General features: G+C 70.1%; 15 protein-coding genes. 4 read left to right on the top strand and 11 right to left on the bottom strand.

All coding sequences use genetic code 11. The features are described from left to right. Positions 1 to 98: 98 nt before the first annotated feature. On the bottom strand, positions 99 to 617 hold the full coding sequence (locus tag I5071_RS44645) for a hypothetical protein (RefSeq protein WP_236519537.1): 519 nt from the start codon (positions 615 to 617) through the stop codon (positions 99 to 101). A 73-nt stretch (positions 618 to 690) separates the two neighbouring features. Here I5071_RS44645 and I5071_RS44640 point away from each other — a divergent pair, with 73 nt between their 5' ends. Then, entirely contained in the window at positions 691 to 1,746 is a 1,056-nt protein-coding gene (locus I5071_RS44640; RefSeq protein ID WP_236519535.1) for a DUF3616 domain-containing protein, read from the top strand. Positions 1,747 to 1,792: 46 nt separating this feature from the next. Here the strand turns inward: I5071_RS44640 and I5071_RS44635 are convergent, their stop codons facing one another. Genes I5071_RS44635 through I5071_RS44615 form a run of 5 tightly spaced genes read right to left on the bottom strand, consistent with a single transcriptional unit; the run spans position 1,793 to position 5,616 of the window. Then, positions 1,793 to 2,053 (bottom strand): hypothetical protein, encoded by a 261-nt coding sequence (locus I5071_RS44635; RefSeq protein ID WP_236519534.1) that lies wholly within the window; start codon positions 2,051 to 2,053, stop codon positions 1,793 to 1,795. 50 nt (positions 2,054 to 2,103) lie between these two features. After that, entirely contained in the window at positions 2,104 to 3,003 is a 900-nt protein-coding gene (locus I5071_RS44630) for a metal-dependent hydrolase (RefSeq protein WP_236519533.1), read from the bottom strand. Further along, entirely contained in the window at positions 3,000 to 3,836 is an 837-nt protein-coding gene (locus I5071_RS44625; protein ID WP_236519532.1) for an SDR family NAD(P)-dependent oxidoreductase, read from the bottom strand. The genes I5071_RS44630 and I5071_RS44625 overlap by 4 nt, the downstream gene beginning before the upstream one ends. After that, positions 3,833 to 4,747 carry an alpha/beta fold hydrolase gene (locus tag I5071_RS44620; protein WP_236519531.1) on the bottom strand — a complete coding sequence of 305 codons (915 nt, stop codon included), beginning with the start codon at positions 4,745 to 4,747 and terminating at the stop codon, positions 3,833 to 3,835. The genes I5071_RS44625 and I5071_RS44620 overlap by 4 nt, the downstream gene beginning before the upstream one ends. After that, complete coding sequence (locus I5071_RS44615) at positions 4,744 to 5,616, bottom strand: M24 family metallopeptidase (RefSeq protein WP_236519529.1); 873 nt, start codon at positions 5,614 to 5,616, stop codon at positions 4,744 to 4,746. The genes I5071_RS44620 and I5071_RS44615 overlap by 4 nt, the downstream gene beginning before the upstream one ends. Positions 5,617 to 5,714: 98 nt before the next feature. On the opposite strand from I5071_RS44615, the gene I5071_RS44610 reads away from it, so the two are divergent. Beyond that, complete coding sequence (locus I5071_RS44610; RefSeq protein WP_236519528.1) at positions 5,715 to 6,761, top strand: AraC family transcriptional regulator; 1,047 nt, start codon at positions 5,715 to 5,717, stop codon at positions 6,759 to 6,761. Here the strand turns inward: I5071_RS44610 and I5071_RS44605 are convergent. The 3 genes from I5071_RS44605 to I5071_RS44595 form a co-directional block, all read right to left on the bottom strand. Next, a complete protein-coding gene (locus tag I5071_RS44605) occupies positions 6,749 to 7,945 on the bottom strand; it encodes a hydroxymethylglutaryl-CoA synthase family protein (protein ID WP_236519526.1) in 1,197 nt (398 codons plus the stop codon). The genes I5071_RS44610 and I5071_RS44605 overlap by 13 nt on opposite strands. A gap of 287 nt (positions 7,946 to 8,232) precedes the next feature. Further along, complete coding sequence (locus I5071_RS44600) at positions 8,233 to 9,069, bottom strand: lysophospholipid acyltransferase family protein (protein WP_236519525.1); 837 nt, start codon at positions 9,067 to 9,069, stop codon at positions 8,233 to 8,235. Continuing rightward, the gene (locus I5071_RS44595) at positions 9,069 to 10,703 is read right to left on the bottom strand and encodes an NAD(P)/FAD-dependent oxidoreductase (RefSeq protein WP_236519524.1); all 1,635 of its coding nucleotides are present in this window, start codon (positions 10,701 to 10,703) and stop codon (positions 9,069 to 9,071) included. The genes I5071_RS44600 and I5071_RS44595 overlap by 1 nt, the downstream gene beginning before the upstream one ends. 126 nt (positions 10,704 to 10,829) lie before the next feature. Here I5071_RS44595 and I5071_RS44590 point away from each other — a divergent pair, with 126 nt between their 5' ends. Together I5071_RS44590 and I5071_RS44585 are read left to right on the top strand one after the other, a co-directional pair. After that, on the top strand, positions 10,830 to 12,173 hold the full coding sequence (locus tag I5071_RS44590) for a hypothetical protein (protein ID WP_236519523.1): 1,344 nt from the start codon (positions 10,830 to 10,832) through the stop codon (positions 12,171 to 12,173). Then, positions 12,173 to 13,489, top strand: a complete 1,317-nt coding sequence (locus tag I5071_RS44585; RefSeq protein ID WP_236519522.1) for a hypothetical protein — start codon at positions 12,173 to 12,175, stop codon at positions 13,487 to 13,489. The genes I5071_RS44590 and I5071_RS44585 overlap by 1 nt, the downstream gene beginning before the upstream one ends. A gap of 51 nt (positions 13,490 to 13,540) precedes the next feature. Here the strand turns inward: I5071_RS44585 and I5071_RS44580 are convergent, their stop codons facing one another. Together I5071_RS44580 and I5071_RS44575 are read right to left on the bottom strand one after the other, a co-directional pair. Beyond that, positions 13,541 to 14,173, bottom strand: coding sequence for a hypothetical protein (locus I5071_RS44580; RefSeq protein ID WP_236519521.1), 633 nt, complete (start codon positions 14,171 to 14,173; stop codon positions 13,541 to 13,543). 14 nt (positions 14,174 to 14,187) lie between these two features. Beyond that, positions 14,188 to 14,610, bottom strand: coding sequence for a hypothetical protein (locus I5071_RS44575; protein WP_236519520.1), 423 nt, complete (start codon positions 14,608 to 14,610; stop codon positions 14,188 to 14,190). Positions 14,611 to 14,612 lie beyond the last annotated feature (2 nt).

Raw genomic sequence — 14,612 nt, 5'->3', positions numbered from 1 at the left:
GACGGCGTCGTTCACGTCGCCGACCACGTTCACGTCCACGTCGTTGACGTTGACGTGAACGGCGACGTGAACGGCGACGATCGTCTGCCGTGCCGACCTCAGCGCGGCGGGCGGCACTCGGGCACGAGGAGCCGCTCGCAGCTCGGCGGCGACTCGAGCCAGAGCTCGACGAAGCGCTCGGGGAGGTCCGGGCTCGTGAGGTCCTCGCACGCGAGCCCGCCGTTGCGCGTCAGCTCGTACTGATCGACGCGGCAGTCCTCGGAATCGCCGACGGTGATGGGACACCCGGCGGGCGCCGGACCAGCGCTGCTGCAGTCCGCGTGATCGTACGGATCGGGGTTCTCGAGACAGTCCTGCACGATCAGCTCGCAGTGCTCGATGCTGCGCACGTCGGGGGTCGCGATCGCGATTGCGACGCAGCGCTGCTCGGCCCACGTCGCGTCGTTCCACATCATCTCGAGGTACGCGTCGTGCGCCTCGCACAGCGCGACCGACTCCTCGCGCGAGAGCGACGCCAGCGTGCGCGAGCGCTCGAGGTCGCTGTCGATGCCGTCGTGCGGCGCGCACGCGCCGAGCCACAGCACGGCTGGCAGCAGGGCTCTCGTCGCGCGGCGCATCGCGATCGGAACGGTAGCAGAAGGAGCAAGCCCCACGCAGATCCGCGCCCCGCGGCGCCTATGATCGCGATCGATGGGCGCACGCACCGGTTGTCTCCTCGGTCGCATCCGGCTCGGTTTCGGCGGTGATGCCGCCATCGCCGTGCCCGAGAACCTCTCGGCGGTCACGCGAGAGGACGACGGAACGCTCTGGCTCGCGGCCGACGAGCTCGCCGCGCTCGACGCGCTGCGCCCCGAGGGACCGCACGCGCACGCGTACGGCGCGCACAGTCGCGTCTCGATCGCGAGCGCGCTCGGGCTCGAGGAGGACTGCGAGATCGACATCGAAGGGCTGCACGTCGACGGCGAGGCGCTCTGGGTGGTCGGCTCGCACAGCGCGAAGCGCAAGAAGCCGAGGCGCAAGGGCAAGGAAGACCTGGCGCGGCTCGCGCAGATCGAGACCGACCTCTCGCGCTTCGTGCTCACGCGCATCCCGCTCGAGGGCGGATCGCCGCAGCTCGACCGCTGCGCGCACCTCGCGGCGCGCGACGAGCACGCGGAGTCGCTGATCGATCTGCTCGAGGGCGACGAGCACCTCGATCCGTTCCTGCCGCGCGAGGAGCGCGTTCCGATCCCCGGGAAGGACAACGGCTTCGACGTCGAAGGGCTCGCGATCCACGACGATCACGTGCTGCTCGGCCTGCGCGGCCCGGTGCTGCGTGGGTGGGCGTTCGTCATCGAGCTCGAGATGGAGCCGCAGGACGACGGCAGGCTCGCGCCGCGTCGCCGTCGCAAGCGCGCGTATCGCAAGCACGCGCTCGATCTCGACGGGCTCGGCGTGCGCGATCTGATGGTGCACGGCGACGACGTGTTGATCGTCGCAGGCCCGACGATGACGCTCGATGGTGCGCATCGCGTGTTCCGATGGCGCCGCGACACGGGCAAGGACGACACGCTGGTGCACCAGGGTCGCGGCGCGCTCGAGCCGCTCTTCGATCTGCCGATGCAGCTCGGGCGCGATCGCGCCGAGGGCGCGTGCACGTTCGACTGGTTCGACGAGGGCGACTCGATGCTCGTCGTGTACGACGCACCGAGCGACCTGCGGCGCCTCGACGACGACAGCGTGCTCGCCGACGTGTTCGCGCTCTGAAACGCGGCGCGCCGAGCTCGAGACCGAGCCCGGCGCGTCGTTCGCGTCACGGATTGTCGTCGATGATGCCCTCGTCGCCGAAGGTGTCGTCGGGCACGACGCCCTCTTCGTCGTCGACCAGGCCTTCTTCGTCGTCGAAGGTCTGATCGTCGATCAGGCCCTCGTCGTCGTCGGTGCGGATCTCGGGCTTCTCGTCGCCGCTCGTCGTGGTCGTCTCGGGCGTGTCACTGCCGGGGTCGCACGCGCCGAGGCCTGCGGTGAGGGCGAGCGCAACGATCGTGGCGAGAATGCTGCGATGCGTGTTCATCGGTCATCACCTTTCGTGGCGATGGCCGAGCTGCACGCACGATGCCGCGCTCACCGCTCGGCGCGACGCGCGACCCCGGCCGCCACCGCGGGCGAGCGCGCGAGCCACTCGAGCGCGACCTCGAGCGAGGCCTCGCCGCGCGGATGGAAGTCCTTCTCGATGTAGCGCAGTGCCGCACGACCGAGCGCCTTCAGGCTCGGGAGGCGACCGGTCTCGCGCGAGACGCGCTCGATGCGATCGACCAGCTCGCGCAGCGGCGCGCGCGCGAGCTCGGGAGTCGCGGGATCGCGCGCGAAGAGGTAGCGCATCCCGCGGATCCAGAGCGCGAACATCACCGGCGCGACGATCGCCATGTGCACGAAGCGCTTCGAGCCATCGCCCGCGAGGTGCTCGTAGAGATCGAACGCGACGCTGCGGTGCTCGACCTCCTCGGCGCCGTGCCAGCGCAGCATCTCGAGCATCGTGGGATGCGCGCCTGCCTCGTCGAGCGCCTCGGCCTCGAGCACCCATTTCCCGAGCACGCACGTGAACTGCTCGATCGCCGCGATCGCACCGACGCGGAATACGAGCCACTCGCGGCGCATCGGATCGCGCAGCGCCACGATGCCGAGCGGCGCCGGGCCGAGGAGCTTGCCGAACAGGAAGCGAAGCTCGCGCGTGTAGTCGTCGGTGTCGATGCCCTTCGCCGCGAGCGCGCGGAGGAACACCGCGTGGGCCTGCGCGTGCGTGGCTTCCTGCTCGATGAAGCCGCGAACGTCCTCGGCGAGACGCGGATCCGAGACCAGCGGCTCCGCCTCGACGTACACCGCGCAGAACCAGCGCTCGCCCGCGGGCAGCAGCATGTGCAGCACGTTCGCGACGTGCGTGGTGAACGGGTCGCCGGGGACCCAGTGCAGCGGCACGTCCTCCCAATCGAAGCGGACCGCGCGCTTCTCGATGCGGTGGGTCATCGCGCCGCCTCCACACCGCGCGCGAAGACCTGCTCCGCGTCGCCGAGCCGCGCGACGAGCCCCGGCGCGACGCGCTGTGCGATCCAGATCGCCCAGCTCTCGGGCGAGACCGGGACGATCCCGGCGTCACGCCGGACCGCGCGCACGATCGCGTCCGCGACCTTGCGCGGCGGATAACGACGCCAGCGATAGAAGCGCTCGATGCGATCGCGCACCACCGCCGATCCGAGCGACTCTCCGTCGAAGCGCGTCTTCTCGACGATCGGCGTGTCGATCACGCCGGGACAGATGCAGCTCACGCCGATGCGATGCGGCGCGAGCTCGGCGCGCAGGCTCTCGGAGAGCCCGACGACCGCATGTTTGCTCGCGGCGTAGACCGACATCGCGCGCGGTGCGGCGAGGCCCGCGACCGACGCGACGTTGACCACGTGACCGCCCGCGCGTCGCGCCACCATCGCGGGCACGAACGCGCGACAGCCGTGCACCACACCCATCAGGTTCACGTCGAGGGTGCGGCGCCACGTCTCGAGGCTCGCGTCGAGGAACGCGCCCGCCGCGCCGATGCCCGCGTTGTTCACCAGCACGTCGACGCACGGCGTGCGAGCGGCGAGCGCCTCCATCGACGCGGCTTCCGACACGTCGGCGACGTGCGTGCTCACCTTCGCGCCGAACGCGCTCGCGAGGCGCGCCGTGATCTCGAGCCCGCGCGGATCGAGATCGACGAGCTCGAGGCGCGCGCCCTCCTCGGCGAACGCGAACGCAGTCTGCCGTCCGATCCCACTGGCCGCGCCGGTGACGAGCACCACGCGATCTCGGAGCTCCTGCATCGTCATCGGCTCACCTCCTCGGACGCGCCACGCTTGCGCGCGTCCACGCGTGCGGTGAATTCGCGGATCGCCGAGGCGAGCCACCGAGGGTGCGAGCGCGGGACCCAGTGGCCCGCGTCGAGCCGACGCACCTCGAGGTCCTTCGCGTGCTCGCCGAGGAACGCGTGCACCTCGGGGCGCACGAAGGGATCGCGCTCCGGGATCACCACCAGCGTCGGCACGTCGATCGCGCGTGGCGCGGGCGGCGGCCGCAGCATGTTCTGCCGGTAGAGCTCGATCGCGTGGCGGGTGCGCGACGCGATCGCGAGGCTGCTCACGTCGAGATAGGGATCGTCGAGCGGCACGCCGCCTTCGATCAGCGCGCGCCGCATCGCTCGCATGCCGGAGCCGCTCGCGAGGAACGACGGCGCGAACGGCGCGTGGAACGCGAGGGTGTACCAGCTCGACGCGAGCTGCCTCAGCGCGCCGCCGCGATGCGCGCTCGAGCGGAGCGAGCGCAACATCGTCGACCACGCGATCCCGAGGTGCGGTCCGCTCACGCTGGTGAACGAGCGCGCGCGCGTGCTGCCGATCGCATCGGCGACGTACGAGAACGCGAGGATCGATCCCCAGTCGTGCCCGACGACGTGGGCGCGCGCACCGGTGCCGAACGTCGCGTCGATCACCGCGTCGAGATCGCGGATCACCGCGTCGATGCGATAGCCGCTCGGGCTCGCGGGCGCGCTGCTCGCACCGACGCCGCGCAGATCGAAGCGTGCGACGTGGAAGTCGCGCGCGAGCTCCGGCACGACGCGCGAATAGACCTCGTGATCGTCGGGGAAGCCGTGCACGAGGAGCACGGGCGGACGGCCCGGCTCTCCGTCCTCCACGACGTGCAGATCCACGCCTTCGGCGCGCACACGACGCACGCGGCTCATGCCCGCACCTCGTGTCCCCGGCTCGCGATCGCGGCGGCGGGCCACTCTCGACGCAGCCCTTCGCGCACGTGCGGCACGTCGTCGTCGAGCCAGTGCGCGTCGTGCTCGGTGACGACGAGGATCTCCTCCCACTTCGCGCCCACACCGCGCAGCGCGAGGTGCGGCTCGACCGCCCAGAGCCCGGGCTGCGGCGCGTGATCCGACTCCGCACGGTCGTTCCACAGCGGCGAATCGCGCTTCGAGAAGCGCGCACGCAGCGCGCTCGGGATGAGCCAGCGATACTGGTCCAGCCCGAACCCGAGGAAGTGTCGCGTCGACACGCGCGCGGGGTCGAGACGCACCACACGATGCGCGAGCACGCGCTCGGGATAACGCCGATGCGCGTTCTCGTAGCCGTGCTGCACGATCCAGCGATCGAGCTCCTCGTAGATCGCCTTGAACGTCTTGCGCGCGCGAACGCCCGCGAGGATCTGCGCGCGACACTCGAGCAGGTCCTCGCGCATTCGCTCCTGCACGCGGTTCTCGCCGAGCGACGTCGCATAGCCGATGTCCGCGACGTAGCCGTCGACGATCGGCGCGACGTCGAGGATCGCGGGCATGCCGGGCTCGAGCCGTCGCTCGGTCGGGAAGAAGTCGAGCTCGTGCCGCACGCCCCGGAACGCGGTGCGATCGCCGAACCACGCGAACGGTCGATGGAAGAACGTCCGCACGCCGGCGTGACGCATCCAGCGTTCCATGCGCCGCGCCGCTTCCTTCTCGGTGATCCCGGGCGCGAGCTGGCGCGCGACCTCGCTCGCGCACGAGTACGCGAGCCGCTGCGCAGCGCGGAACCCGCCGAGGTCGGCCTCGTCGAAGTCGATCAAGCGCACGATGCACCTCCGAGCAGTTGCTCCACGATGTGCCGCGCCCGATCGGCGAGCCTGTCCGTTCTTGACAATCGCTTGTCATATTCGGACACACTGATCGTGTGACCCTCGCGCGGCCGCAGATCGCGTTCGTTCCCGCGCGCTACTACGACGCGCTCGTCGCGTTCCTCGCGGAGCGCGGCATCGAGCGCACGACGTTGCTCGCGCGCACCGGGATCGATCTCGAGCGCCTCCGCGACGAGGACGGCTTCCTCTCGATCGACGAGGTCGAGAGGCTCGTGCTGCGCGCGGCGCGCCTCACCCGCGACGAGTCGCTCGCGCTCGAGCTCGGTCGTCGCTTCCACCTGCCGAGCCACGGTGCGGTCGGCACCGCGGGGCTCACCGCGCCCGACGTCGACGCCGCGATCCGCATCGCGCAGCGCTACTTCCGGCTCGTCGCGCCGCTCTTCGTGCTCGACTACACGATCGAGGCCCACGTGGCGCGCATCACGCTGCGCCCCGCGTGGGCGATCCACGCGCGCGCCGAGCGCTTCCACGTCGAGACGATCCTCGGCAGCTTGTTCGCGCAGGGCATGTTCTTGATCGGCGGCCACGTGCCCGCGCTCGAGCACGCGGGGCGCGTCGAGGTCGACCTCCCGTACGCGCGACCGGGCGAGCTGCCGCGCTGGGTCGCCGCGGTGCGACCGAAGATCTTCTACCGGCGTCCGTCGCACGAGCTGCGCGTGCCGCGCTCGGTGATCGACGTGCGCTCACCGCTCGCCGACGCGCGCGCCCACGCCCGCGCATGCCGCGCGTGCGACGAGCTCCTCGCGGCGCTGCCGGTGCCCGATCGCATCGCGACCGCGGTGCGACACCACCTCGAGCACGCGGGGCCGCCCTTCCCCGATCTCGAGTCGGTGTCGCGCGCGCTCGGCGCATCGAGCCGCACGCTGCGACGTCGCCTCGTCGACGAGGGCACGTCGTTCCGCGACGTGCTCGACGACGTGCGCATCGGGCTCGCGCGCAAATGGCTCGCCCAGGGCGATCGCTCGATCACGACGATCGGGATCGACCTGGGCTACAGCGACGCAGCGAACTTCACGCGCGCGTTCCGACGCGTGTGCGGCGTGAGCCCCACCGCGTTCCAGCGCGGTGCTCAGCCGAGATAGAGGCGACGCTCGGCCTCGACGCCCGCGAACGCCACACCGCGCGACGCGATCGGCGGCTCCGAGGGCGGGCGGCGATCGATCTCCGCATCCGCCGCGCGGATCGCCTCGTACGCGGGGATCGACAGCGCGCGACGCGCCTCGAGCGGCGCACCGAGCGCGAGCTTCCGCACGAACGCAGCCGCGCCCTTCTGCACGCGGCCCGCGAACATCTCGGCGCAGCAGCCCGAGCCGTAGCTGAAGAGCCCGATGCGCTCGCCCTCGAGCTCGCCCGCCTCGGCCTCGAGCATCGACGCGAGCGCGAGGTAGAGCGAGCCCGTGTAGACGTTGCCGATCTCCGCGGAGAAGCGCAGCGAGCTGCCGACCTCGCCCGCGAAGCGCGCGTCCGCCTCGTCCTCGCTCAGTCCACGGTGCGCGAGCAGCGCGCGATGCGCCTTCCTCGCCATCTTGCCGTAGGGCACGTGGTAGCAGCGCCGCACGACGCCATCGGGATCGATGCCCGCTTCGCGCGCAGCCTCGGCGTACGCCTCGTACGCGCCGATCAGCGCGTCGAGGTAGCACTGCACCGAGTGCTTGCCGTCGACGACCGCGTCCTTCGAGTAGAGCGGGCGCCAGAAGTCGTCGACGTCGCGCGCGAACGATCCGGTGACGCCGGGCTCGAGCACGAGCAGGCGCGGATTCGTCGAGATGATCATCGCGACCGCGCCCGCGCCCTGGGTGGGCTCGCCCGCGCTCTTCACGCCGTAGCGCGCGATGTCGCTGCACACGACGAGCGCCTTGCGGCCGCGCGCGCTGCCCGACGCAATCCAGTCGACCGCGGTCATCAGGCCCGCAGTGCCGCCGAAGCACGCGTGCTTCGCCTCGTACACGCGGCAGCGATCGGGCAGCCCCGCGAGGCGATGCAGGTACGCGGCGATCGGCTTGCTGTGATCGACCGCGGTCTCGGTGCCGACGATGCAGAGACCGATCGTGCTCGGGTCGATCTCGCCGAGCTCGAAGACGCGACGCACCGCGTCCGCGGCCAGCGCGACCGGATCTTCGTGGGGCGCGGCGACCGCCATGCGCACCACCCCGAGCCCGTCGACGTACTTCGCGGGCGGCACGCCGCGCGCCTCGGCGAGGTCACGCAGCTCGAGGTAGCCCTCGGGCACCGCGATCGCCATCGCGTCGATTCCGATCGATTGCATAAGTCATCCCTCCGTCGGTATCGGCCGGGGACTCTAGAGGCGCGATCGGTGAGCGGTCCTGCGATTCCGGTGAACGGTGCCAGGACGCGGGTGAGCCGTCGAAGAGCTCGCAGCGAGCTGCAAGTGGATGCACGTGAGACCAATCACGACCGCGTTTTCCGAGGAAAACCGGACGTCCTGGTCACTCTTCGCGGCTGTCGAAACATCGGCTCGCCCGCCGGCCCTTACCGTCCGCGCGCTCCGCGCGCTCCCGTCCGGGACCGGCGGGACGAGCACTCCGGTAGGCCTCAGGCGGCGGCGCGGTCCTCGCGCGGCGCGGGCGGCGGCGCGGAGGGGTGGACCGCGTGCTCGACGCGGTCCGCGAGCATGCGCTGGAAGCGCGCCTGGAACTTCGCCTGCAGCTCCGCGTTGAGCGCCTTCGCGCGCTCGACCGGGACGTCGCGCGTGTCGATCACCTCGAGCGTCTCGATCGAGTACGTCGCGGTGTCCTTCGGCACGTGCCAGAACGGAACGCCCTTCATGAGGAAAGGGCGATCGATCGCGACGAAGAGCGCGACGATCGGCACCTTCGCGCGCACCGCGGCCTCGACCGCGCCGCGACGGAACCGATGCATGCGGTTCTTCAGCGAGCGCGTGCCCTCGGGGAACACGAGCAGCGGGTGACCCGTCTGCAGGTGCTCGACCATCGTGCCCAGCATGTCGTCGCTCTCCTCGGCGCCGCTGCCGGGCCCGGGCAGATACGCGGTCTGCTTGAGCAGCGGGCCGAGCACGAGCGAGCGATACCAGCTCCCCTTCACCACGCAGGTGAGGCCCTCGAACGATCCCAGCAGCAGGATCACGTCGATGAGCGAGGGGTGGTTCGTGATCATCACGTAGGGCGCGCCGGGCGCGACGCCGGGGAGCTCGGGCATCGCGGGCGGCGCGACGAGACCGGAGACCTTCATCCACCACGTGAACACGCGGTGCAGCCGACCGATCACGCGCGTGCAGCGACGCCGGTGATCCTCGCGATCCTTCGCGACGAGGCGAAGGAGCGGGAGCACGACGATGCCGATCAGCGGGCTCCCCACGAAGAAGAGGAAGAACGCCCAGCCGGTCAGGATGATGCGCAGCCAGCGAGGCATCAGGTCGTCGTCGCGACGGGCTTCATCGTGCGGAGATCGACGTCACCCATGAAGTCCTCGAGGGGCACCGGGCCCTTCGGGAGCTCCGGCTGCACGTACTGCATGCTCTCGGGCATCGGGACCTCGACGCGCTCGTCGGCGATGATCTTCAACATCGCCTCGCGCGTCTTGTTGAAGATCATCTCGGTGCGGTCGTTGATCTCGCGGCGCGTGCGGCCCTTGCCGAGTCCGTCGAACACGCCGAACGCCTCGACGCCGTTGAGCACGTCGTGGCCGAGGTTCTTGCGGAAGTAGCGGCCGTCCTTCTTGAAGTCGTCGGCCGCGCGCTGGAAGAAGCGGTTGAAGTTGCGCATCGCCGAGAGGACGTAGTCCTTGCGGCGCAGCTGCGTGCGCACCCAGCGCAGGTCCAGGTGGTGGTCCTGCATGTACGCGTCGACCCAGAGGTTGTAGTACGACGCGCAGTCGAAGTAGCACTTCTCCTTGAAGAGCTCGTAGCTGCCGAAGGTCTTGTAGAGACCGGCGTAGAGCAGGAGCGTGTTCTCGAACCGGAACTGGACCATCTCGTCGTAGAGCGCGCTGCGCTCGCGGATGTCCTCGCCGTTCAGCTCGCGCACCACGAGGTCGCTGAGCATGTCGTTCTCGATCGCGATGAAGTCGGAGCCCGGCGAGTAGAACGGGTCGGTGAACGCCGCGCTCTCACCGCTGAAGCCCCACCGCTCCTCGCCCGCGAAGACCTTCTTGCTGCGATAGCTGAGCTGCGCGTAGCTGCCGACGTCGACGAGCTCGGCCTTCTCGAGCATCGAGCCCGGAGCGCCGTGCGCGCGCAGGCACGAGAGGAAGCCCTCCTTGGTGCGCCAGCGCGGATCGAACTTCTCGGCGTCGATGACGATCCCGAGCGAGATGAGATCGCACGAGAGCGGGATGAACCAGATCCAGTAGCCGTCGTAACAGAAGTGGTTCGTCGACAGCGTGCGCGGCGTGAAACGAGCCTTCGCGCGCCACTCCTCGACGGGCCACTGATCCATGTCGGTCACGTTCGCGCCGCGCGCCCAGACCGCCGCGATGTGGTGCTCCGGCGTGCGCATGCGATAGCCGCGCTGGCGCGCGATCGGCGATGCGCGACCGGTGCAGTCGAGCACCCAGCGCGCGCGGATCGTCTCCTTCTCGCCGCCACGATGCTCGATGACGACGCGATGCTCGCGCTCGCCGTCGAGGTGGACCTCGCGCACCGTCGCGCCGAGGTGCACCGGCGTGCCCTCCGCGTCGTTCATCTCGATCAGGTCCTGCTCGAGGCGCGCGCGATCGAGCTGGAACGAGGGCAGCGGCGGCAGGTGGTAGACGCCGATCTCGCTCATCTGCTCGAGCGGGGCGTTCTTCTGCGCGTTGTCGAAGAAGAACCGGAGGCTGTTCTTCGGCAGCTGGTTCATGAACAGGTAGCGATTGAGCTTCTGGCGGCGGATGAGATAGTTCGCCGCGATCTCGACGGTGCTCTCGCCGACCTTGAAGCCGCGCTCGATGTCCCGCTCGAAGATCTCCATCGCGAGCTCGGGCTTCGCCATGCGCAGCTGGCGGCCGAGGAGCGTGCCTGCGAGGCCGCCCCCCAGGATCACCACGTCGAGCTTTCTCTCCTTCACCGCGTCGATTCTCCTGCCGGGCCGAGGTACGCACGCAAACGCGCGAAACACCCCCGAAATCGCCTGAATCATCCGTCGGCGTCACACCACCGTCAACCGGAAGCAGGGACGGGTACCATGTACGCGATGCAGTCCTTCACTTCGATCGCTCTCACGACGCTCCTCGTCGCGCTCACCGTCGGCTGCGGCGACGACGACGTCCCCCTCGTGATCGATGCCGGGTCGCTCGACGCCGGCACCGACGCGGGCACACCCCCAGTCGATGCGGGCGAGCCCGACGCCGGGCCGCCGAGCCCGATCGAGATGGCGCGCGACGACGCGCGCATGCAGGTCGCCGAGGCCACCGAGGCGTTCGGGATGATCCCCGCGGCATCGCGCGAGAGCGCGGAGCTGCTCGCGGTCGACCTCACGTTCGTGCGGCTCGACGCGGTCATCGGCGAGAAGAGCACGAGCCTGATCGATCTCGTCGGGGTGATCGGCGAGAAGCGGCTCATCCGTCCGGCGTCGCTGCCGATCAACGCGATCCCCGCGATCGTCGTGGCGCGACAGCTCGCGCGCGTGGTGCGCGACATCGACGATCAGCTCGCGAACGCGGCGTGGGCTGCGTCGACCGAGCCGCTGCGCATGGCGCTGCGGACGCGGCTGACCGAGGCACGCGACTCGCTCGCGGCGCTGCGCGATCTCGTGTGGGATCGTTATCGCGAGATCGTCGACTCGGTGCCGATCACGACGTACCCGGAGGACACGGAGTACGAGGACGCGATGGTCGTGATGGTGCCCCCGGGCGGGATCGACATGCACGCGATCGTCGAGGGTCGCCAGGTCACGGCGGCCGAGGCGAACATCTCGGTCGACTGCGGGCGCGCGGTGTTCGTCACGGTGTTCGACGAGGAGCGCGGAGGAACGCAGATCGTCGGGCGCGAGATGGTCATGCTCGGCGGCATCACGGTGCCGCTCCCTGCGGAGACGCCGAGCTCGATCCGGATCGCGGTCGAGGACTCGGTGAGCGACGGCAACTGGACGCAGTGCACGTTCCAGGTGTTCGGGCATCGACACTGGCGCGGCGACGCGATCGAGCTCGACGATGGAGAGAACACGACGCTCGACACGCTCACCAACGACTGGCGGATGCACAACGCCATGCTGCAAGGGGCGCTCGAGGCGATCATCGCGTCGGGTGGCGCGGGAGAGCGCGAGGCCGCGACGGCAGTGCGCGCGTTCATCGCGGAGATGAGCGGCGACACCGGGACGTGGCGCGGGCCGATCGGCGCGCTGCACGAGGACGACTACGAGATCCACGACCTCCTGTTCACGCGGGTGATCGACGTGGTCGGCGCCCACCTCGAGACGAGCCCGGCGCTCACGTCGTCGGGCGTGTTCGACACGGTGCGCAGCGACCTCGCGGCGCTGCGCATGACCGAGGACACGGCGCGCCAGACGCTCGCGCCGACGCACATGAGCGGGCTCTGATGCGACGCGCGATCGTGATCGCGGCGGTGCTCGCCGGATGCGGCGGCGGTGGTGGAGGCGACGTCGACGCGGGCGTGGACGCGGCGATCGAGCTCGACGCGACGGTGCCGAGCGATGCGAGCAGCGATGCCGGTGTCGACGCGTTCGTCGAGCTGCCGGGGCCGATCACGATGTCGCGCGAAGCGGCGCAGACGAGCCTCGCGGTGGTGCAGGACGCGGTCGCCGACATCCCCGAAGCGATGCGCACCGACATCGATCTGGTGCGCATCGACGTGCTCTCGGTGCGACTCGACGCGGTGATCGGCGAGAAGAGCGTGATCGACATCGCGGGTGTGATCGGCGAGAAGGGGATCGAGACGCGCTCGCTCGGCGCGGCGGCGATCCCCGCGCTCGTCGTGGTGCGGCAGCTCGAGCGCGCGATCATCGACGTCGGCGAGCTCGCGCTCGAGGGCTTCCCCGACAACGCTGCGATGACGGACGCGCTGAGCGACCTGCGCGACGATCTCGCGGTGCTGCTCACGCACATGCGCGAGCGCTACACCGAGCTGGTCGACGCGACGGCGGACGTGCGGCTGCGCGTCGACACCGACTACGTCGCGAGGCGGCCGATGATCCTGGTCGCGCCCGCGGGCGGGCGGGTGTCGGTGATCGTCGAGGGCGAGAGCGCGGCGATGCCCGAGGCAACTCTCCAGGTGAGCTGCGACAGCGGCGCGCCCGCGTATCGCGTGTTCGACGAAGAGCACGGCGGGATGATCGCCGACATGGTCAGCGGCACCGCGCCGACCATCACCGGCACGCTCGCGGTGCCCGCGGGTCGCGCGAGCTCGCTGCGCATCGAGGTGAACGACACGTTCGGCGTGACGCCTGCGCCGGCGTGCACGGTGCAGGTCTCGGGCACGCGCGACTGGCGCGGCACGACGATCCAGACCGACGCGAGCGAGCTCGACTCGCTGATGCTGCACGCGGCGACCTTCGACGCGCAGCACCGCAGCATCGTCGACACGATGGCGCGCCTCGACGGCGAGGTGTCGCCAGAGGCGCAGTCGGCGTTCGAGCTGGTCCGCGAGTACCTCGAGGAGCTCGTCGCGGAGTCCGCGGTGTGGCGCGCGCTTCCGTTCGGCTTCGAGGAAGAAGAGCACGAGCTGATGGAGCTCGTGCTCGGCTCGGTGCTCTCACCGATCGGGATCGTGATCGAAGCGAGGCTCGGATCGCGCGCGGAGGAGCTCACGCAGATCGTGACGGACCTGATGGAGATGCGCGACACCAACGATCAGGCGCGGACGCTCCTCGACCCGACGCACATGACGTCGTCCTGAGCGATTCGGACTTTGCGCGGCGTTCCCGCCGCAGCCGTGACCGACGGGATCTCACTCCTCGCAGCCAGGAGCGCGAAAGTCGGACAACTGCTCGCCGGCGGCCGTGCGCAGTACGTTGTCGAGCACCTGACCTGGCGCGGTGACATCATCGAACAGCGCCCCGAGCGACTCCACGCCCACGGGGTGGCTATTCGATGCGAAGTCGGTCAGCTGGATCGGCTCCGAATCGCCGGTCCGGCAATCGCGGAGAGCCTGACGACTGCGCTCCACGCACCAGCCACTCTCCACCACGCACGCGGCAGGTGCGTCGCACCAAGCGAGAGCGACGGACGCCACACCGTCGCAGCCAGTTGCGGCGGGAACCCAGTAATGGCTCGACGACCCGGGGAGTCTGTCGGCGCGCCGAGCTGAGCGTCGTAGTGCGCCTTCACCCCGAGAGCGCCAATCCGACGTCTTGCAGACCCACTCGCCGCTGACGCAGAGACGTTCGCCATCGCCCTCGGAATCGCGGATCGTGAAGCGGGCGTCGGAGCCGGCAACGAGGTCGTGGTAGTGGCAGGCTTCACTCGCGCGGACGCGCCTCGACGCGGGCCCGCACGAGCGCACGAGCACGATCCAGACGACGGCAGCGCCGGCGATGGCACCCACGACGAACCGCGAGGCACGCTTGTCGTTGCGACTCACGCGCGCGGGCTCCCTCACGGTCGCTCGGCGCGCCGAATGACGCGTCGGGCTGCGTGTCGCGCGCGCTGCGATGCCCAGCTCGAGCTCGAGACCTGCGCTGCAATCTCGACCAGCGCGGGGGTGGGCTGGAGTGCTTCCACCCAGCGCATGCCGAGGTCGGTCCAATACGATCGCCCGTGCGACACCGCGTCGGCGATCAACGTGGCGAGGACTGTGTCGATGGGTGGGACACGTTCTATTTGACGGAGTCGCTCGGAAATGAGCCTCAGAGACTCCTCTGGGTCGAGCTCGAGCACCGGGAGAGCTCGAACAGCGGTGCGCGTCGTGATCGCGACCTGTTCGTCGGCGTCTCCCACCGCCCATTGCGAGCCGTCGAGGATTCCGAGGGACAGCCCCGCGAAACCGAACGCGATGATCGGCTCCCACCGCTCGGCCATGA

Source organism: Sandaracinus amylolyticus (assembly GCF_021631985.1).
GTDB lineage: Bacteria > Myxococcota_A > Polyangia > Polyangiales > Sandaracinaceae > Sandaracinus > Sandaracinus amylolyticus_A.
Note: the sequence above shows the minus strand (reverse complement) of the source record. Positions and strands in the feature narration are given on the sequence as shown.